Annotated in this window: 1 protein-coding gene; it reads right to left on the reverse strand. The window is 44.7% G+C overall.

What is annotated here, in order from left to right:
* Positions 1-376, reverse strand: a 376-nt coding sequence (locus HMPREF2885_RS05985) for a hypothetical protein (RefSeq protein WP_261674089.1), incomplete at both ends; no start/stop codon positions are given.

The raw sequence follows: 376 nt of genomic DNA on the forward strand, positions 1-376 counted from the left end.
GGTTGGCCTTTTGCTCCTGTAGAAGCCGTATCATGACCAGTAGATGGATCCACAACTGTTGGGCGATAGCTTGCAGTAACTGGAGTACCATTCTTATCCTTGCGGACAATCGTTACGCCTGTTCCTTTTCCTACAAAATTAGCTTCTGGAGTGAAGGTGACGATGCCATCTGGTGAGATTGCATAAGTCCCTTCACCTGGAATCACTTTTTCAGTTGATCCATCTTCAAATGTCGCCGCCACAGTTTCATCGATTGGAACAATCGGATTACCACCTTCAAATGTTGGCGTACCTGTTTGAACAAGACCCTTAATATTAACTGAAGAAGTATCTTTACCAGTTGGAGTCACCTTAGTAAACTCTGGACTGTAGGTCG

The sequence above is a fragment of the Streptococcus sp. HMSC062H02 genome (assembly GCF_001813005.1).
In the GTDB taxonomy this organism is placed as follows: Bacteria; Bacillota; Bacilli; order Lactobacillales; family Streptococcaceae; genus Streptococcus; species Streptococcus oralis_S.